Annotated in this window: 15 protein-coding genes; 6 read left to right on the top strand and 9 right to left on the bottom strand. The window is 46.9% G+C overall.

Going from position 1 to position 20,047, the window contains the following annotated elements:
• Positions 1 to 4: 4 nt before the first annotated feature.
• From panB to sfsA, 6 genes are all read right to left on the bottom strand, one after another.
• Positions 5 to 799 (bottom strand): 3-methyl-2-oxobutanoate hydroxymethyltransferase, encoded by a 795-nt coding sequence (gene panB, locus L9Q40_RS02005; protein WP_498791790.1) that lies wholly within the window; start codon positions 797 to 799, stop codon positions 5 to 7.
• 24 nt (positions 800 to 823) lie between these two features.
• On the bottom strand, positions 824 to 1,309 hold the full coding sequence (folK, locus tag L9Q40_RS02000) for a 2-amino-4-hydroxy-6-hydroxymethyldihydropteridine diphosphokinase (RefSeq protein ID WP_014232935.1): 486 nt from the start codon (positions 1,307 to 1,309) through the stop codon (positions 824 to 826).
• On the bottom strand, positions 1,306 to 2,670 hold the full coding sequence (pcnB, locus tag L9Q40_RS01995; RefSeq protein ID WP_065300178.1) for a polynucleotide adenylyltransferase PcnB: 1,365 nt from the start codon (positions 2,668 to 2,670) through the stop codon (positions 1,306 to 1,308). Before pcnB ends, folK begins: the two co-directional genes overlap by 4 nt.
• A 100-nt stretch (positions 2,671 to 2,770) precedes the next feature.
• Positions 2,771 to 3,634, bottom strand: coding sequence for a tRNA glutamyl-Q(34) synthetase GluQRS (gene gluQRS, locus L9Q40_RS01990; RefSeq protein WP_118119336.1), 864 nt, complete (start codon positions 3,632 to 3,634; stop codon positions 2,771 to 2,773).
• A gap of 76 nt (positions 3,635 to 3,710) precedes the next feature.
• Positions 3,711 to 4,157: an RNA polymerase-binding protein DksA gene (dksA, locus tag L9Q40_RS01985; RefSeq protein ID WP_014232932.1), complete on the bottom strand. Its 447-nt coding sequence runs from the start codon at positions 4,155 to 4,157 to the stop codon at positions 3,711 to 3,713.
• Between the two features lie 124 nt (positions 4,158 to 4,281).
• Complete coding sequence (sfsA, locus tag L9Q40_RS01980; RefSeq protein ID WP_020333934.1) at positions 4,282 to 5,010, bottom strand: DNA/RNA nuclease SfsA; 729 nt, start codon at positions 5,008 to 5,010, stop codon at positions 4,282 to 4,284.
• Positions 5,011 to 5,077: 67 nt separating this feature from the next.
• On the opposite strand from sfsA, the gene hrpB reads away from it, so the two are divergent.
• The 4 genes from hrpB (at position 5,078) to acnB (ending at position 15,232) form a co-directional block, all read left to right on the top strand.
• Positions 5,078 to 7,546, top strand: a complete 2,469-nt coding sequence (gene hrpB / locus L9Q40_RS01975; RefSeq protein ID WP_498791789.1) for an ATP-dependent helicase HrpB — start codon at positions 5,078 to 5,080, stop codon at positions 7,544 to 7,546.
• On the top strand, positions 7,539 to 9,911 hold the full coding sequence (gene mrcB, locus L9Q40_RS01970) for a penicillin-binding protein 1B (protein ID WP_498791788.1): 2,373 nt from the start codon (positions 7,539 to 7,541) through the stop codon (positions 9,909 to 9,911). The genes hrpB and mrcB overlap by 8 nt, the downstream gene beginning before the upstream one ends.
• A 137-nt stretch (positions 9,912 to 10,048) precedes the next feature.
• On the top strand, positions 10,049 to 12,367 hold the full coding sequence (locus tag L9Q40_RS01965; RefSeq protein WP_065297353.1) for a patatin-like phospholipase family protein: 2,319 nt from the start codon (positions 10,049 to 10,051) through the stop codon (positions 12,365 to 12,367).
• A 267-nt stretch (positions 12,368 to 12,634) separates the two neighbouring features.
• A complete protein-coding gene (gene acnB, locus L9Q40_RS01960) occupies positions 12,635 to 15,232 on the top strand; it encodes a bifunctional aconitate hydratase 2/2-methylisocitrate dehydratase (RefSeq protein ID WP_065302855.1) in 2,598 nt (865 codons plus the stop codon).
• Positions 15,233 to 15,308: 76 nt separating this feature from the next.
• On the opposite strand, the gene L9Q40_RS01955 is transcribed toward acnB, so the two are convergent.
• The 3 genes from L9Q40_RS01955 to L9Q40_RS01945 all read right to left on the bottom strand — a co-directional run bounded on the left by L9Q40_RS01955 (position 15,309) and on the right by L9Q40_RS01945 (position 19,003).
• Positions 15,309 to 16,442 carry a glycerate kinase gene (locus L9Q40_RS01955; protein ID WP_065300172.1) on the bottom strand — a complete coding sequence of 378 codons (1,134 nt, stop codon included), beginning with the start codon at positions 16,440 to 16,442 and terminating at the stop codon, positions 15,309 to 15,311.
• Between the two features lie 17 nt (positions 16,443 to 16,459).
• Positions 16,460 to 17,725 (bottom strand): GntP family permease, encoded by a 1,266-nt coding sequence (locus tag L9Q40_RS01950; protein ID WP_020333928.1) that lies wholly within the window; start codon positions 17,723 to 17,725, stop codon positions 16,460 to 16,462.
• A gap of 102 nt (positions 17,726 to 17,827) precedes the next feature.
• Positions 17,828 to 19,003: a sugar diacid recognition domain-containing protein gene (locus tag L9Q40_RS01945; protein WP_498791787.1), complete on the bottom strand. Its 1,176-nt coding sequence runs from the start codon at positions 19,001 to 19,003 to the stop codon at positions 17,828 to 17,830.
• Positions 19,004 to 19,122: 119 nt separating this feature from the next.
• Here L9Q40_RS01945 and L9Q40_RS01940 point away from each other — a divergent pair, with 119 nt between their 5' ends.
• Both L9Q40_RS01940 and L9Q40_RS01935 read left to right on the top strand, forming a co-directional pair.
• Positions 19,123 to 19,491 (top strand): YacL family protein, encoded by a 369-nt coding sequence (locus L9Q40_RS01940; protein WP_014232923.1) that lies wholly within the window; start codon positions 19,123 to 19,125, stop codon positions 19,489 to 19,491.
• Positions 19,492 to 19,680: 189 nt separating this feature from the next.
• Positions 19,681 to 20,019, top strand: coding sequence for a P-II family nitrogen regulator (locus L9Q40_RS01935; RefSeq protein WP_005386570.1), 339 nt, complete (start codon positions 19,681 to 19,683; stop codon positions 20,017 to 20,019).
• The last annotated feature ends 28 nt before the right edge of the window (positions 20,020 to 20,047 follow it).

The raw sequence follows: 20,047 nt of genomic DNA, 5'->3' as shown, positions 1-20,047 counted from the left end.
TCCTCTAAGCAATGGTATGTGCATCGTCTGGGAATACACCGTTTGCAACATCTTCCATGTATTTTGCAACGGCTTTGCGCATATCACCTGTTTCTGCAAGAAAGTTTTTGGAGAATTTAGGCATGTAGTTGGCAGAAATACCAAACATATCATGCATGACAAGAATTTGACCGTCAGTCGCATTACCTGCACCGATACCGATGACTGGTACGTCAAGCAACTGGGTGATGCGTTCTGCTAAAGCTGCAGGAACACATTCTAGTAGGATAATTTGAGCACCCGCTTCTTGAAGCGCCAGTGCGTCTTTGACCATGCGATCCGCATTTTCCTGCTCGCGACCTTGTACTTTATAGCCACCGAAGATGTTTACAGACTGAGGCGTCAGACCCAGGTGAGCACAGACAGGAACCGCACGTTCAGTAAGCATTTTAACGGTATCAACTAACCAATCACCGCCTTCGATCTTCACCATGTTTGCGCCAGCACGCATGATTTTTGCTGCATTTTCGCAGGCTTGCTCTGGCGTTGCGTAGCTCATGAATGGCATATCAGACATCAGCAAACAGTTTGGGCTACCAGCACGAACGCAGCGAGTGTGGTATACGATATCTTCTACGGTGACTGGCAGCGTATCGTTTTCGCCTTGAAGCACCATGCCTAGTGAGTCACCCACTAGTAGAACTGGCATTTCCTGGCTTTCAAAAAGTTGGGCAAAACTTGCATCGTAAGCTGTTGAAGTAGCAAATTTACGACCTTCTCGTTTGCACTTAATAAGGTCGTTAATGGTCATTTTTTTCATTGTTTTATCCTTACTAGGAGTTGGCTATGACTGCCAAATATTGAGGCCGTTTCTATCTACTTGATTCAGTAGTGAAGAGACCTCGGTCCCATCAGGGAGTTGTAAACTTGGTGCAATTTCCGCAAGAGGGTAGAGCACGAACTCGCGCTCTTTCATTCCGTAGTGAGGAATGGTCAGTCTTTCGGAATTAATCACCTCATTGCCGTAAAGTACAATGTCGAGATCCAATGTTCTTGGCCCCCAACGCTCATCTTTACGGACACGCCCTTGCTCTTGCTCGATCGCTTGGGTGCAATCAAGCAGTTGCAAAGGCGTCAAATTGGTTTGAATCGCCACGACCGCATTAATGTAATCCGGCTGATTTTGTGGCCCCATAGGCGTGCTGCTGTAAAGCTGTGAAGCTTTCACAAATTTTGATTCAGGCAGTGTTTTTAGCGCTTCGATCGCTTGTTTAGCTTGGCTGACAGGATCAGCCAAGTTGCTGCCTACCGCAATGTACGCTGTGATCATGACTTCGGCTTACTCTTTTTCTTGCGATAGGTTTTACGGCGACGCTGGCCTTTCGGCGCTTGGTCGTCGAGATCACCAGCCATTGCCTGGCGCATTTCTCGGCCTGCATTTTGGAAAGTTTCCCACCACTTGGCAAGCTTCTCTGTCTCTCCGCCTTCAATTTCGCCACGCATTTCAAGAAAGTCGTAACCCGCGCGGAACTTGTTTAATTCCATAAGGCGTGAGGCACGCTTACCATTGCGTCGTGGCAGGCGTAATTGCAGTTGCCAAATCTCGCGAATAGTCGCAGTGTGACGTCGTGGGATCGCAATTGTGCGAACCTGTTCATCAAGAATGATGTTACTGGCTTCCATGATGGCATCGTAATAACCAAGATGGCGTTGTTCCATCAGTTTCTCGGCAACGGCACACAGTGGATACCACAGCATCGCTGCGAACATAAATGCAGGGTTGATGCGTTTGCCTTCTTCAATTCGCATATCTGTAGAATCGAGGACCAAATCGAGCATCTGTTCGGTATGAGATGAGTAATCTTCAGTGAAGTGCTCAGAAATCGTCGGGAAAAGCTGTTGGAATAAGTTGTATTCGCGCAGCAGGTGGTAGGTTTCTAAACCTTGACCAGACTGTAACAGCTTTAAAGATTCTTCGAAAAGACGCGCAGATGGGATGTCACGCAATAGCGTCGACATTTCTTCGATTGGCGCTGCGGTGTCTTCTTCAATATCAAAGTCGAGCTTAACGGCGAAACGAATCGCACGCAGCATGCGCACCGGGTCTTCACGGTAGCGAGTTTCTGGATCACCAATCAGGCGAATCAGACGATCTTCTAAATCCTCGATACCACGAGCATAATCGTGAATTGAGTAATCCGCGATGTTGTAGTACATCGAGTTGATCGTGAAATCGCGACGTTCAGCATCTTCATCGATGGTGCCGTACACGTTGTCGCGTAGCAGCATGCCTTCTTTTGATTGCTGAGAAATACTTTTGTTTTTCTGCTCTTGATGGTGGCCACGGAAGGTCGCGACTTCAATGATGTCACGGCCAAACATGATGTGAGCCAAGCGGAAACGACGCCCAATCAAGCGGCAGTTTCTGAATAGCTGTTTTATTTGCTCTGGTGTTGCATTGGTCGCAATATCAAAGTCTTTTGGTCTCTGTCCAAGCAGTAAATCTCGAACCCCGCCACCCACAAGAAAAGCATCGAAACCAGCACCATTAAGGCGGTACAGTACCTTCAGTGCATTGTCACTGATCTGCTTACGCGAAATGTTGTGCTCTTCACGAGTTATTACATTGAGAGCGAGCTCTGGGATTGTGGCAGGTTCGCTTGGTGTATAGTCGTTTGTATTCATGTGCATCTGGCAATAACTGGGTTTAATCCAATTTTGCTTTGGTTAGTTTTGGTGCCCTCGGGCAGATTTGCGGCTAATGATAGCACTACACAGCGCCATTTGAGAATCATGCTGTGATTTCGATCTCTGTTGGTAGCTGTTCTAACTGCCAGTTCTCGCTGCCCCAGCGAAGGATATTCGTAATATCTGAGGCGCGTATTTCTTCTGGTATATCAAAGCCTAAAAACGTCATCGCTTTTAGTAGTGCTGGCTTCGGATTGTCAATATCAATAGCCGTCGCGTGATTTTGTTTCGACAGTTTATTGCCGTTGTCATCTATCGCCAATGGTAAGTGCAAGTAACTGACTTCAGGTTGCCCCAGAATTTGGTACAAGCTGATTTGGCGCCCAGTCGGTTCGATTAAATCTGCGCCGCGAACAACTTCAGTGACCCCTTGGTCGATATCATCCAATACTACCGCAAGATTATAAGCAAATAAGCCATCTCGACGTTTAATAATGAAATCTTCATTAACCAGTTGTTCTGGAATCTGAATAGTTCCATGTTTCAGGTCGAAGAAACTGGCGATAGGTTTGGTCATTTTTAGGCGTATTGCGCCTTCTTTCAAGTTTTTATCTCGGCAAGTGCCCGGATAAAATCCACCATGCTGCTTAATTTGCTTGCGTGTACACTGGCAATAATACGCGTCACCATTTTCTAGCCAAGTATCTATTTGAGCCTGGTAGAGATGATGACGCTGACTCTGGTAAACCACCTCGCCATCCCAATGCAATTGGTAAGCTTGCAGTGCTTCCAGAATGGCTTGTGTTGCGCCGGGCATTTCCCTTGGAGGATCGAGGTCTTCTATGCGAACTAACCATGATCCATGGTTAGCTTTTGCCTGAAAATAACTGCCAAGGGCGGCTACCAGTGAGCCAAAATGCAGTGGCCCTGAAGGAGATGGGGCGAATCGGCCAACATAGCTTGTCATGTGTGTGAATCTCGAACAGATAAGCCAAAACAAAAAGGGAGCCAGAGCTCCCTTCCATAATCAAAATGCGTGGTGATTAGCCTTGCATCTGCTTTTCTTTGATTTCTGCAAGTGTTTTACAGTCGATACAAAGATCGGCAGTTGGGCGTGCTTCAAGACGGCGAATGCCGATCTCTACGCCACAAGACTCACAAAAGCCGAAGTCATCTTCTTCGATTTTGTCTAACGTCTTTTCAATCTTCTTGATCAAACGGCGCTCACGATCACGATTACGCAGTTCTAGGCTGAACTCTTCCTCTTGAGAGGCGCGGTCCACTGGATCAGGGAAGTTTGCTGCTTCGTCCTGCATATGGTGAACAGTACGGTCCACTTCAGATCTTAGCTGATCACGCCAAGCCGTTAGGATTTTCGTAAAGTGTTCAACCTGCTCTGGTGACATGTATTCTTCACCAGGTTTTTCCTGATATGGCTCCACGCCTGCAATGGCTAGGATGCCAATCGTTTTTTTCTTTGATTCTGGCATACAGCATCTCCTACTTACACCTAGTCAACTGCTTCGCAGTCTATTTAAGGCGGGTATCTATAGCAAAAAGAGGCGGTGCAGGCAAATACTGATTTGCAATCTTATCGTCAATGTGAAGATAACATCATTTTTTCTCTAAATTGATGAAATCAACAGCGGAAATTAGCGATATGTCAGTACTGCTTAGTTCAGCTTTATAGCAGAGAACTTCGACTCCAGCGTCTTGTGCTTGTTTGAGTAATTGTGAATATTTTGCGTCTATATGGTGTGCCGCAGATACTTTTTCAATACCCGAATGTAAAACAGTAAATAAAAGTATGGCTCTACTTCCATTTTGTGCCATTTCTGTGAGCTCTCTCAGGTGCTTTTGTCCTCGAGTAGTGACTGCATCGGGGAAGTATCCTTGCCCATCCGAGTGAGTTTCATCAAGAAGAGTGACGCTTTTCACTTCTATATAACACTTTGGTTTATCACTTGCGCTGAGCAAGATATCAATTCGGCTATTTTCATTGCCATATTTCACTTCAGTTTGAAGTGTGTCATAACCGCAAAGTTCTGAAATGACGTTATTTTCAATCGCCTCAACCGCTAATTGGTTGGCACGCGCGGTATTGATACAAATACGATGGCCGAGCTTGGTTTCACTGAGCTCCCAGCTATTAGGGTATTTACGCTTGGGATTATCGGATGTTGAGTACCAAACTTTATTACCAGGTGTAGCACAGCCAGTCATTGCGCCTGTGTTGGCACAATGGATGGTGCGAATTTCACCGTTATCAAGCTCAATATCGGCAAGGAAGCGTTTATAGCGTTTAAGTAGAGTCGCTGACTCTAAAGCGGGTTCGAAATGCATTTTGCTTATTTAGACAGGAATGTTTTTATGTACAATGTTGCCATCATTACACCATAAGGTATTTCCTTTGTCACAATTGCCGATTGAAGCCGTGATGCCTCAGTTACTTGCCGCGGTCAAAAACCAACATCAGGTCATCCTAAAAGCTGCGCCAGGTGCAGGTAAGTCGACTTACTTTCCTCTCCAACTTATTAAGCACAAATTGGTGACTGGCAAAATTATTATGCTGGAACCAAGACGACTGGCAGCCCGCAATATTGCTCGTTATTTGTCTGAACAACTAGGGGAGCAAGTGGGGCAAAGTGTCGGGTATCGTGTTCGCGGTGAGACAAAGGTAAGCGCTATAACGCAATTGGAGATCGTGACGGAAGGGATCATGACGCGCATGATCCAAAATGACCCTGAACTGGATGGTGTCGATCTACTGATTTTTGATGAATTTCATGAGCGCAGTATTCATGCGGATACGGCGTTGGCATTCAGTTTAGAAGTTCAGGAAGCGCTGCGCGATGATCTTAAGCTGGTGGTGATGTCGGCAACGCTCGATCAAGATGCTTTGCAAGCGTTGCTACCCGAAGCGAGTTTTATTGAATCAGAAGGGCGCAGTTTTGATGTTGAAACGCGCTACGCACCGCTCGCCGTTAATGATCATCTTCCCGTTGTTATGGCCAAAACGATTGAGAGTCTGATCAATAAAGAGTCAGGCTCTTTACTGGCTTTTCTACCCGGCGTTGCTGCAATAAAACAGGTTGAAGAACGTTTATCGCATTTGCCAACGGAAGTCGAAGTGTGCCCACTATACGGCCAGCTTAGCTTTGCTGAGCAGCAAAAAGCGATCTCTCTGGCGGTAAAGGGGAAACGTAAAGTCGTGCTGGCAACAAACATCGCGGAAACGTCCCTGACTATTGAAGGGATTCGCCTTGTTGTGGATTCTGGTTTAGAGCGTATCGCACGTTTTGAACTCAAGAATGGTCTCACCCGTCTGGAGCAGGTTCGTATTGCCCAGTCTTCGGCGATACAGAGGCTGGGGCGAGCTGGCCGAATCGAAGAGGGGATTTGTGTTCGCCTCTATTCTGAAAGTCAGTTCAAACAGCAACCGACGGTACCGCAGCCTGAAATTCTGCATTCTGATCTGGCGAGTTTGGTTATGGAGCTGGCTTTTTGGGGCGCGAGTGATATTCAGGACCTAAAATGGCTCAATATTCCCTCTCAAGCCGCTTTGAATCAGGCGAAGCAACTGTTAGTTTCACTTGGGCTTTTAATTGAACAAGGTCAATTGACGGCGGATGGCAGACAGGCTCATGAGCTTGGTGTGGAACCTCGCGCGGCTGCAATGTTGATAAAATCTTCGCTGCACAGTGAGAAGATGTTAAATACTGCGCTTGCAGCGGTCGCCCTTATAGAAGAGCCAGAAAGAAATGTCACCAATATTGCCCATAGCTTGCATCGCTGGGTAACAGGAACACATCCGAAAAGGTCGTTGTTGCTTAAACGCGCGCAATCTTTGTCTCACAAGCTGGATGGTGCCTTTTCCGTTGCTGGTGTCGATGAGAGTTTGTTGCCGCTGGTGTTGAGCCTGGCGTTTCCGGATCGTATTGCTCAGCAACGCAGTAATCAATATGGTCGCTTCACGCTATCGAATGGTCACGGTGCGGAATGTCGCCCCGACGATACCTTAGGCGCCAGCGAGTATTTAGTTGCGGTTGATCTTATGCGTTCACATTCCAATTCGAGTCAAATTCATTTGGCGTGTGAATTGGACGTCAACTTACTGCAAACTACGTTTAAGTCGCTATTTTCCTCTGAAGAACTGGTGGATTGGGACGAAAAAAGAGGGCGTTTAATCGCGCAGCGGCAACAAAAGCTCGGTCAGTTGGTGATAGAGCGTGAGTCGTTGCCAAGCCCGGGCAAAGAAAAAATGACACAAGCTTTACTCACTTATGTCCGCCGTCAGGGATTGAGCAGTCTAAACTGGACACCGGCATCGGAAAGCTTGCTTGAGCGTATTCGCTGCGCAATAGACTGGCTTCCAGAGCAACCTTGGCCATGTTTTGATAACGAGAGTTTGCTTGAATCATTGGAAGAGTGGTTGGAGCCGTACATGGCGTCCGTATCGTCGGTAAAAGATCTGAATAAGGTTAATTTGACGGAAGCTTTGAATGCGCGTTTAGGCTGGCCCTTAAATCAGAATATTGATGAGTGGCTACCTGAGCACTACCAGCTACCGACAGGTACAAAGAAACGTATTCGATATCAATACGGTCATGAGCCTGTGTTATCAGTCAGAATGCAGGAAGTATTTGGCGAAAGCACATCGCCAACCGTTGCTTTAGGGCGTAAACCTTTAGTGCTGGAGTTACTTTCTCCCGCGCAGCGTCCATTGCAAGTGACCACCGACCTCGCTGCGTTCTGGAAAGGCAGTTATAAAGACGTACAGAAAGAGATGAAAGGGCGCTACCCAAAACACGTTTGGCCAGACGATCCTGCCAGCCATGTAGCGACAACGAAAACCAAAAGACAATTGAATAATGACTAACAGTAAAAAGCCAAGCACAAAAAAAGCGCCTGCGAAGAAAAAAACAGCAGCGAAAAGTACGGCAACACGTACTAAACGTACTTCGGGTAAAAAGCCGGACAATGGCAAACGTTCGTGGTTGAAAACGTTGTGGTCGTTTGGCTGGAAAGCGAGTATTGCGCTGGCTGCGGTATTGTTGTTTATCGGGATCTATTTAGATAGCGTGGTAAAGGAGCGTTTTGATGGCCAGCTATTTGAACTGCCAACCGTTGTTTACGCACGAATCCTGAATTTGAGTCCAGGTGAAAATATCTCCATCAAAGAGCTGCGTAATGAACTAGATGTACTCAGCTATCGAAAGGTGAGCACGCCGCGTTATCCGGGGGAATATTCTTCGTCTTCTACCCGCATCGAATTAATTCGTCGTCCATTTGAATTCGCCGATGGCCCTGAACCAGATCGCCACGTGATGCTGCATTTCACTGACGGTGGTTTACAGCGCATTCAGTCTTTGGAATCCAGAGGGGATCTTGGCTATTTGCGCCTTGAACCTAAGATGCTGGGTATGCTGGAGAAAGATCAGGACGAGCAACGACTGTTTTTACGCCGAGACCAGTTCCCGGAAATTTTGGTGGATGCGCTACTGGCTACTGAAGATCGAAACTTCTATCAACATGACGGGGTTTCTCCGCTGGCCATTGGGCGCGCGCTTGTGGCTAATATTAAGGCTGGCCGCACGGTCCAGGGCGGCAGTACACTGACTCAGCAGTTGGCGAAAAACCTGTTTTTGACCCGAGACAAAACATTGTGGCGAAAGCTACGTGAAGCCTACATTGCGTTAATTCTGGATTATCGCTACAGCAAAGATCGTATTCTGGAAGCGTACTTAAACGAAGTGTATTTAGGGCAAAGTGGTGGTGAAGCGATCCATGGCTTTGGTTTAGCGTCTCGTTACTACTTTGGCCAGCCGATCAGTGAGCTACGCGTCGATCAACTTGCCATGTTAGTCGGAATGGTCAAAGGACCGTCTTATTACAACCCTATTCGCTATCCAGAGCGAACCAAAGATCGCCGTGACTTGGTGCTACGTCTGTTAATGCAACAAAATCTACTGACGGCACAAGAATATGATCAAGCAGCCAGTCGTCCACTTGATACGCAAAGTAATCCGCGCATTGCCAGCCGTCAGCCTGCTTACTTCCAGCAATTGAACATCGAGCTGAAAGAAAAAGTCGGTGAACGTTTTAAAGCGGAAACAGGATTAAGAGTCTTCACCTCACTTGATCCGGTATCGCAAAGCAAAATGGAAAAAGCCATCGCGAAAAAGATCCCAGAGTTGGCGAAGCGCGGTGGTAAAGATCTCGAAGCAGCCGCGGTGGCAGTTGACCGCCACAGTGGTGAAATCCGTGCGATGGTTGGCGGTAAGCGAGCGGGTTATGATGGTTTTAACCGAGCACTGAATGCGAGCCGTCCTATTGGTTCTTTGGTGAAGCCAGCGATTTACCTGACTGCACTGGAGCAACCAGAAAAATACAACCTGGGAACAACGCTGCATGACACGCCGCTAAGTCTGAAAGGCAGTGAAGGTACGGTTTGGACACCGCGTAACTACGATCGTAAATATCGTGGCGATGTGCCACTGTACCTTGCGTTAGCGAAGTCGCTTAATGTACCAACAGTGCGTTTGGGTATGGAGCTAGGTATTCCTGAAGTGACGAATACGTTAGAGCGCTTAGGCGTAAGCAAAAATGAAATCCGCCCAGTGCCTTCTATGTTCCTTGGCGCGTTTTCATTGACGCCGCTTGAGGTGGCTCAGATGTACCAGACTCTGACAAACTCTGGCAAACGAGCAAGGTTAACAGCACTTCGCTCAGTCATTGATATGGAAGGAAATGTTCTGTACCAATCACTTCCTCGCTCGTCTCGTGAGGTTGATGAACAGGCGGCCTGGCTCACCACTTACGCGATGAAACAAGGCGTTGCTCAGGGAACAGGGCGCTATTTGCAGAATCAATTTTCTTGGGCTGCATTGGCTGGTAAAACAGGTACTAGTAATGATACCCGCGACAGTTGGTTTGTGGGCGTGGACGGTCGAGAAGTTACCACTATCTGGCTGGGCCGTGATGATAACAAACCAACCAATCTAACCGGCGCGAGTGGTGCTTTACGTGTGTATGCCGAATATTTGTCTCAGCGCATTCCTGAACCTTTAGCCTTACCTTGGCCACGAGAAGTGACAACGCTGGGCTTCAAACAAACAGCCGAAGGTGGGTTGGAAATGAACTGTCGTAGCGAATATAAACTGCCGGTTTGGGATAAAACAGGTCAGGTGAAGCAGCAGTGTGAGAAAAAATCCAACTGGATTAATGATTTATTTAATTGGTAGTGTCGCTAAACTGCAAATCGAAACTTGTTTCACTGGTCAATTCTTAGTACATATTAGTGCGTAAGATCTGGGAGCATTGGCTGACCAATGCAGCCAATGCGCTCCCTGAGACCAGAGATTCGATAAAGGAAAAATGAATGTTCAAAAAGTTGTCATGTAGCCCGTTAACTCGCCATTTTGCGCTTTGGGTAAGCTTCTTTTTGATCGCTGCGCCTTCGGTTGGCCGGGCTCAGGAAGAGACTTCCGCATCGCGCCCTAAAATCGCAGTGGTTCTCGCTGGTGGTGGTGCAAAAGGTGCTGCCCATATAGGCGTGTTGAAAGCACTGGAAGAGATGCACATTCCGGTCGATATCATAACCGGAACGAGCATGGGCGCGTACGTTGGTGGCTTGTATGCCACTGGTATGAGCGCCGATGAGATTGAGAGCTTTATTTACACCGTGGATTGGAACGGCGGTTATCGAGACCGTGTAGACCGAAGCCAGCGCCGAGTTCGCGATAAAGAGTATGAAGACCGTTATCAGATTTACACCGACCTTGGCCTGAGATTGACTGAGGTTAGGGCACCAACTGGTGTCGTGCTAGGGCAAAACATGCTGCGTATTCTGCGTGAAAGCACGGGTAATTTGGGGCGCTTTGATTCGTTTGATGAACTGGCCATTCCGTATCGCTCTGTCGCAACGGACATATTAGAACTTGAAGAAGTCGTCATTGGTAATGGCTACTTGGTAGATGCGATGATGGCGAGTATGTCTGTGCCAGGCGCGCTCCCGCCTTATCAGTTAAATGGTCACATGCTGGTCGATGGCGGTGTAGTAAATAACATGCCGGTTGATGTGGCTCGTGCAATGGGCGCGGACGTTGTTATCGCCGTAGATATCAGTACCGATTACAAAACCAAAGAAGATTTTACCGGACTGTTTACCGTAGCTGACCAACTTTCCAACTATCTTGTGCGCCGCAGTACTCAAGAGCAAGTCGAAGCACTCCAAGAGCAAGACATTTACATTCGTCCGAATGTTGGTCAAATGGAAACTGTTGAGTTCGATAAGATGCCTTCGGCGTTTCAGTCAGGGTATGAAATTACTAAAACGTTGGCACCGAAATTAGAAGGCTTGAGTCTATCCAGTGCGGATTACCAACGTTACATCGACCATAAACAAGAAGCTCGGAAAACCTTAGTCCATGGTGATGAACGTGTGGTTGATGAGGTCGTGATCATCAATAACACTCACTACAGCGATGTACTCTTGACCAACCGTCTGCATTTGGAGACAGGGCGAAAAATCCCCACGCAAGAAATAGAAAAAGCGGTTGAAAACCTATACGCGCTTGATCGCTTTGAGCTGATTACTTACCAGTTTGAGGAAGAAGAAGGCGTCACACAACTGGTGTTTAACGTTAACGAAAAATCGTGGGGCCCTAATTACCTCAACTTTCGATTTTTCCTCGAAGATGATTTTGATACTGACAGCCAGTATGGCATCGGCTTATCAACCAACTTCACCAATCTAAATTCTCATGGTGCAGAGCTGGCATTTAATGTCGAAATGGGGACGGATAAGCTGATTGAAGCTGAACTGTACTCGCCAGTCATGTCCAGCCAGCAGCTTTTCGTATCCGGACGACTCACCTACAGTAATGAAAGCCGAAACTTGCCGCTGAGTGACTTCCAAAACCCGGATATTGGCGCAGTGGACGATTTCCTGCCTGTGTCGTACAGCGATTTTACATCAGAGCTTTCTATTGGCCTTCAACCCACGTTATGGCAAGAGTTACGATTGGGCGCACGATACTCAACAGGCAGTATTGAACTTTCCACGTTGGCATCGGCAGGTAATCTGGATTTTGACCGACTTGGTGCATTTGCAAGTTATCGTTTAGACACGCTCGATGACTTCGCTTTTCCTACTCGTGGCCTGTTGGTTGATTTGGAGTATTTCGTCTCTCATGACAAAAGTCCGGAAGGTGATAACTTCTTGGAATCCGAGTCTTCGGTTGAAGATACGGTGTATGAAATTTCCGCCAGATTTAAAGGTGCAGTGAGTCATCAGCGTCATACTTTAGTCGGACATGCTGAATACAGCTTTGTTGAGAGCAAAAACTCCACCATCCCACTCGATCCGCGAGAGTTAGGGGGCTTTTTAAACCTTTCGGGAATTCCGAGAAATAGCCTGATTGGGCAGGACTTATTCTTTAGCAGTCTGGTCTACCGCTATAAATGGTTCGATAATGACTTCGGATTGTTCGAAGCACCGGTATATATAGGCGCTTCATTGGAGTATGGTGGAGTATGGTCTGACAACGATCTCCATTTAGATGAAGCACCGCTGTATAATGCGGGCTCAGTATTCTTTGGCGTCGATTCCCCAATCGGGCCTATAATGTTGGCTTACGGTCGTACAGAGCAGAACTTGGAGGCAGTGTATTTGATCGTAGGAACCTCGTTTAATTAATCGGGACAAGAAGGCATAACCTAAGCATATTTGTTCAAAATTAGCAGAACTTTAGTCGTAAGTTGCTATGTTGGTCAAAATGATGAGATTTTAATTGAAGGTTAAATTTGCTATTCTTTGGCCCACAGTTTGGTCTCTACGGCGCTGTTTCTCAATCATAATTGAATGAAAACAAGGGCAATGGAGAGCCAAGTTTCCAAGGATGTTCACTCCTTTACTTTAAAAATAGTAATAATAAAGGAGGAACCGCAATGAGAGGAAAAAGTCGTGCTTGAAGCCTACCGTAAACACGTCGAAGAGCGTGCTGCCGAAGGAGTTGTACCTAAACCACTAGACGCTGAGCAAGTAGCTGGCCTTGTGGAACTTCTGAAAAATCCCCCTCAAGGTGAAGAAGAAGTCCTTCTTGACCTACTAGAGAACCGTATCCCGCCAGGTGTTGATGAAGCTGCTTATGTTAAAGCTGGTTTTCTGACAGCAGTAGCAAAAGGTGAGGTATCTTCTCCGCTAGTAAGCCGTGAAAAAGCGGCACAGTTGCTAGGTACTATGCAAGGCGGTTACAACATCGAGCCTCTAGTAGACCTACTAGAAGATGATGCGCTAGCACCAATCGCTGCAAAAGCGCTATCTCACACTCTGCTTATGTTTGATGCTTTCTACGATGTAGAAGAGAAAGCGAAAGCAGGCAACGCGCATGCACAGCAAGTTCTACAATCTTGGGCTGACGCGGAATGGTTCCAGTCTAAGCCTGCGCTACAAGAAAAAATCACTCTTACTGTATTCAAGGTTACTGGTGAAACAAACACCGATGACCTGTCTCCAGCACCAGATGCTTGGTCTCGCCCAGATATCCCAGTTCACGCGTTAGCAATGCTGAAAAACGAGCGTGAAGGCATCAACCCTGACCAACCTGGTAGTATCGGTCCGATCAAACAGATCGAAGAACTGCAAGAAAAAGGTCATCAACTGGTTTACGTTGGTGACGTAGTAGGTACGGGTTCTTCTCGTAAATCTGCGACTAACTCAGTGCTTTGGTTCATGGGTGATGATATCCCTAACGTTCCAAACAAACGTGCTGGTGGTTACGTGCTAGGTGGTAAGATTGCACCAATTTTCTTTAACACAATGGAAGACGCGGGCGCACTACCAATCGAAGTTGACGTATCGAAACTGAACATGGGCGACGTTATCGACGTTTACCCATTCGAAGGTAAAGTTTGTAACCACGAAACTGGCGAAACACTGGCTGAATTTAAGCTAAAAACAGACGTGCTTATCGACGAAGTACGTGCTGGCGGTCGTATTCCACTGATCATCGGTCGTGGTCTGACTGACAAAGCTCGCCAATCTCTAGGTCTAGCGCCTGCAGATTTCTTCCGCAAACCAGGTGACGTTGCTGATACAGGCAAAGGTTACTCGCTTGCACAGAAGATGGTTGGTAAAGCATGTGGCGTAGAAGGTGTTCGTCCGGGCACTTACTGTGAGCCTAAGATGACTACGGTTGGTTCTCAGGATACAACGGGTCCTATGACTCGTGATGAGCTTAAAGACCTTGCGTGTCTTGGCTTCTCTGCTGACCTAGTAATGCAGTCTTTCTGTCACACCTCTGCGTACCCTAAACCAGTTGACGTAAACACGCACCACACACTTCCTGATTTCATCATGAACCGTGGCGGTGTTTCTCTACGTCCGGGTGACGGTGTTATCCACTCGTGGCTAAACCGCATGCTTCTGCCTGATACAGTAGGTACAGGTGGTGACTCGCATACTCGTTTCCCTCTAGGTATCTCTTTCCCAGCAGGTTCTGGTCTGGTTGCATTCGCAGCGGCAACAGGTGTTATGCCACTGGATATGCCAGAGTCAATCCTGGTTCGCTTCAAAGGTGAAATGCAGCCTGGTATCACGCTACGTGATCTAGTACATGCAATCCCTTACTACGGCATCAAGCAAGGTCTGTTGACGGTAGAGAAAGCAGGTAAGATCAACGAATTCTCTGGCCGCGTTCTAGAAATCGAAGGTGTTGAGCACCTAACGGTTGAGCAAGCGTTTGAACTTTCAGATGCGTCTGCAGAGCGTTCAGCAGCAGGTTGTACCGTTAAGCTATCTCAAGAGTCTATCGAAGAGTACCTAAACTCGAACATCACTATGCTTAAGTGGATGATCTCTGAAGGTTACGGCGACCGTCGTACTATCGAGCGTCGTATCACTGCGATGCAAGAGTGGTTGGATAACCCAGAGCTAATGGAAGCGGATGCGGATGCGGAATACGCGCACGTAATCGAGATCGACCTGGCGGAAATCAACGAGCCAATCCTATGTGCTCCTAACGATCCAGATGATGCTCGTCTACTTTCTGAAGTTCAAGGTACACAAATCGACGAAGTCTTCATCGGTTCATGTATGACTAACATCGGTCACTTCCGCGCTGCAGGTAAACTGCTTGAGCAATGGGGTGGTCAGCTAGATACGCGCCTATGGGTGGCTCCGCCAACTAAGATGGACCGCGATCAGCTAACGGAAGAAGGTTACTACGGTATCTACGGCCGTGCTGGTGTTCGTATCGAAACTCCGGGATGTTCACTATGTATGGGTAACCAGGCTCGCGTAGCAGACAAAGCAACAGTAATGTCTACTTCAACGCGTAACTTCCCGAACCGTCTGGGTACTGGTGCGAATGTTTACTTGTCTTCAGCTGAGCTAGCAGCAGTTGGCGCAATTCTAGGTCGAATTCCAACTAAGGAAGAGTACCTGGAGTACGCAGCGAAGATCAACGCAACAGCAGCGGATACTTACCGCTACCTGAACTTCCATAAGATGGATCAGTACACTAAGAAAGCGGATACGGTTATCTTCCAAGAGCCAGCATAAGCTTTATAGGTGAAATACAAAAACCGCAGACAGTGTCTGCGGTTTTTTTGTTTAGCGACTTAGGGAAATCTATATTTTAAAGCTTTAACTGCAACATCGCTGCGACATTGCGTGCGGTTAGTTCAATGTTCTGTGCTGCTTCAGCGAATGCTGTTGGCAGGTCTACCGAGCGGTTTACAATCGAAAAAACTGCATCAATACCATGCTCATGAACGACGCCACAATCGTGAGACAAACTGCCCGCGATACCGATCACTGGCACAAAATGTTTATTGGCCACACGAGCAACACCAATAGGCGTTTTGCCATGAATGGTTTGACTGTCAATACGACCTTCACCCGTGATGACAAGATCTGCACCTTCGACGATTTCGTCCAGATTAACCGCATCCATTACGATCTCAATTCCAGGGCGCAGTTCCGCATTAAGCAGGCCCATTAGTGCCGCGCCTAAACCTCCTGCAGCGCCAGCGCCTGGACGTGTGAGAACATCTTGGCCTAGTTGCGCTTTGATTATGCTTGCGTAGTGTGCCAGGTTTCGATCGAGCTGCTCAACCATGTCAGGCGTCGCGCCTTTTTGCGGACCAAACACTTGTGATGCACCTTGAGGCCCGCACAGAGGATTGTCTACATCACACGCTACCTCCAAGCGCACTTGTGCAAGTCGGGGATCGAGACCTCGCATATTGATACGGTGAAGTTTGGAAAGCTCGCCACCACCAAAGCCAAGTGGCTCATGATTCTCGTCCAGAAGGCGAATACCTAGTGCTTGCGCCATGCCTAACCCCCCATCATTAGTCGCGCTGCCGCCAATACCGACGATGATGTGCTCGACACCTTTATCTAGCACCGCTTTGATCAGCTCACCAGTACCAAACGTTGTGGTAATCATTGGGTTACGTTTATCTGGATCGACCAAGTGCAAACCAGATGCAGCCGCCATTTCGATGATCGCTGTTTTGCCATCTCCCAGTAGTCCATAGAAGCCAGAAACAGGTTCGCCAAGTGGGCCTGTTACTGAGTGCTCAACTATTTCGCCACCAGTGGCATCAACAAGAGATTGAACGGTGCCTTCACCGCCATCAGCCATTGGCAGTTTGATGTACTCTGCATTTGGCAGGACGTGTTTAAACCCTTGCTCGATAGAGATTGCAACTTCCATCGCGCTTAGACTTTCTTTATAAGAATCCGGAGCAATAACAATTTTCATAGTGATACCTAAACGCCTTAAACAAATAAACCAAACACACCAAACATCATGGTAGAGACAAACGCGATCATCAGACCAACCGCTGACTCATAAGGGATGAGCTTAAGACGCTCGCGGATATCCATGTTGAGTGCACCACCTGTTGCGTGGAAGAAGCTACCATGAGGCATGTGATCAAGTACGGTTGCACCAGAGTGAATCATTGCTGCGCCTGCCAGTGCAGGAACACCAAGCTCAAGAATCGTGTGGCTAAATACGCTCGCTGCTACTGCTGTACCAGCGGTTGTCGAAGCGGTAGCCAATGACATCATTGCACCAGAAATTGGCGCAAGTAAGTATGATGGCAAACCTGAAGCAGTGAGGACTTCAATCAGGCCTCCTTTAAGACCAGAGTTAGCGATGATGCCTGCGAGTGTACCGGTACCCAATAGCATGACAGCGACAGGAGCCATACGGGTTAGACCTGATACGGCAAAGTGGTTGGTGTCGTTAAAACGACCCATGACAACCGTGCCGATTAGGCCACCAAGAGGCAAAGCGATAAGAGGGTCAACGTTAATACCAGCGATTGGGCGCAGCGCCAGTAGCGCGATAGCCACAAGTGGAGCGACGATGGCAGCGCCAAAGGTTGGTAATTTTTTGCGGTCAACAGAAACCACTTCGCTTGCTTGTACCATGCTTCCTTTATTGCTTAGACGCTTAGCTAAAAAGTAAGCGAGCGCAAGACCAAACAGGCCAGGGACAACGCCAGCAAGCATTACGGAAGTCAGCGGTACGTCAAAGGCATCAGCGGCTGCGATGGCATTTGGATTTGGTGACATTACGTTACCGGCTTTACCACCGCCAACCATCGCCAATAGTATCGCAGTTTTAGAAATGCAAGCACGCTGGGCAATAGCTAAAGCAATGGGAGAAACCGTAATAACGGCAACATCAACGAATACACCAACTGAGGTTAAAATGAGAGTCGCTAGTGCCAGCGCTAGTAGTGCGCGAGTTTCGCCTACTTTTTTGACAATCGTTTCTGCGATAGAAGTTGCCGCGCCAGATTCTATCAGCACACCAGCTAATACGCCGGCAGCCAGAATACGAAGTACCGCTGTCACGATACCTTGAGCCCCACCAATCATCAGAGAAACGGTATCCGTCAGTGAGACACCACCAACAACACCACCAATTAAGGCACCGATAATCATGCCGTATGCTGGTGGGACTTTCTTTAGAATTAGAGATATCGCCACAATTAATGCGGCCAAGGCTCCAAGAGTAGAGACTTCAATCATTTTATATTACCCAAGCTAGTGATTTAGTCTGGCCAATATAAAAGGCACGATTCAGTCAGTCTTTGGACGATGAAACAATCTTTCTTTTAAAAAACAACTCAATTACTGTGCGTCTGCATATTTTTCGTTTTTCAAGTGCCTAAACGAAGACCCAAGATATAGTTGAATTATCGAATCTAAACTGTTGATATCTAATGATGTTATTTGTGAGATCTTATCAAGGCGATAGCGCAGAGTGTTACGGTGAATATGAAGAGTGCAACAGGTTTGATGTGCATCGCAATTTTGTTCGAAATACACCTTGAGCGTCTTTATGAGAGTGCCTTTGGAATCACTCAGTTGCAGCAATTGATATGGGTGACACAATTGCTGTAGTTGCCAGGGTTCATTTTTTACCGCGCTGAGTAGTACCGGAATGCGGTAGTCTTGACAGAAAAAGACCTGTCCAGGCTGGTGTTGAGTTAACTCCATGGTGCGTTTGGCCGTTTGATAAGATTGGGCTAAACCTTGCAGAGAAGGGAAGTAGTCGCCCAGCGTAATCCGGATTTTAAACTTACCTTGCGTTTTTACCCGGCGTAACAATTGGTTTGCGCTCTTGATTTCGTTCTCTTTCGACCAACCGTTTACCGTTAACGTGATAGGTTTGAGCACGACGACTTCAAGCTCAGATACGGAAATGATCCCGACTAAGTTATCGCGCTCTGGGTACTCGAGCAGGTGTACCAGCTGCTGCAAGTGCTCCAGACGCATTGGCGTATCATTACTCGGTATGACTTTGACTACCGCAGCAACTCTTGGTTGAGACAGGTCGAGATCAAGACGCTCTGCGATCGAGGTCAGTTGATTGTCATTTAAAGTTGAACCTTGGATGAGCTGAAGAACAAGTTCTTCCCGGTGACGTTTGTTCCATTCAATTTGTGACATGAGAGCGGCTTGTTCTATGATCAACTCTGCAGTCATTTTCACCAGCTCACCATAATGGTGAACCTCCTCTGGTGCACCGGATATACCAATAGCCCCGATTACCTGATTACGATAGATAATTGGCAGATTAATTCCGGGTTTGACGCCTTTGAGATTATTAACCGCGGCCTGATTGATCTCGACAATGCGTCGCTCATTGATTGCGAGAACAGCACCTTCATGTTTTTGTTGTAAGCGAGTACTGTCACCTGAACCAATAATACGCCCCTTTTCATCCATGACGTTGACCGAATGGGAGATGATTGTCATTGTTCGCTCAACGATTTGTCGGGCGATATTTTCGTTTAACTGCATACTCGTTTTATAAACCCAGCTCTAGTGGTGGTTTAGCGAGGCATATTAACTGATAATAAAGAGTATAAGTATTGATTTGACTTATATTGTTGTCAGTTAAGATAAATGAAGGAAATAGGATGGACTACGAATTTAAGAAAAACACCTTAGATGGTAGTTACTATTGTCACTGCTCAATGGAGCACGAAATTATCGGGCGTTGGTTACAAGAAGAAATTGGTAAGGAACGCCATCATATCGCAGAAGTAGATGCGCTTATTTCTTCGGCTATCAGTAAACCAACTCAAGAGTATTCGCTTTTGGGGAGAGAAATCAGTTTGATGATTTGTGGTGATGAAGTAACGGTACAAGATAATGCATTGCTGCATCATTATGAACAAGACAAAGACAGCGAGTTCGAATTGTACGACTGTGAAAGCACCGCTAGCTGTGGTCTCGAAGACTTTATGACTCTTATAGAGCAATGGAAAGAGTTTTTGAACATCTAATGCACAATTTTGGGTAATCAATTGTAGCTTGCTTTATATTTGGGAAAGAGGTGCACTGTTATGGTGCGCCTTTTTTTGTTTGTATTGTGACCAATAGCCTTTAATTCCTTTAAATCAATAACTTAAAAACTTGGCACGTAGATTGGATTATTAGAAGTGTTTCAGGATGAATGCTTCGGAGAGAATTTAATGAAAATAATCAATGCCATTATAAAGCCATTTAAGTTAGACGATGTACGTGAAGCGTTGGCTGACGTAGGCATCGAAGGTATGACGGTATCAGAGGTTAAAGGTTTTGGTCGCCAAAAAGGTCACACAGAGTTGTACCGCGGCGCAGAGTACCAAGTGGACTTTCTACCAAAAGTAAAAATAGAAATCGCAACTCATGCAGATAATGTCGATCGTGTGGTAGAAGCCATCACAAAAGCGGCGCAAACAGGAAAAATTGGTGACGGTAAAATTTTTGTATACGACCTGAATCAAGCTGTTCGCATCCGTACCGGTGAAATGGACGCAGAAGCACTTTAAAAGTATTCAAGGGATTGGAGACACTATT

Origin of the sequence: Allocatenococcus thiocycli (assembly GCF_921292965.1) — a bacterium.
In the GTDB taxonomy this organism is placed as follows: Bacteria; Pseudomonadota; Gammaproteobacteria; order Enterobacterales; family Vibrionaceae; genus Vibrio; species Vibrio natriegens.
Note: the sequence above shows the minus strand (reverse complement) of the source record. Positions and strands in the feature narration are given on the sequence as shown.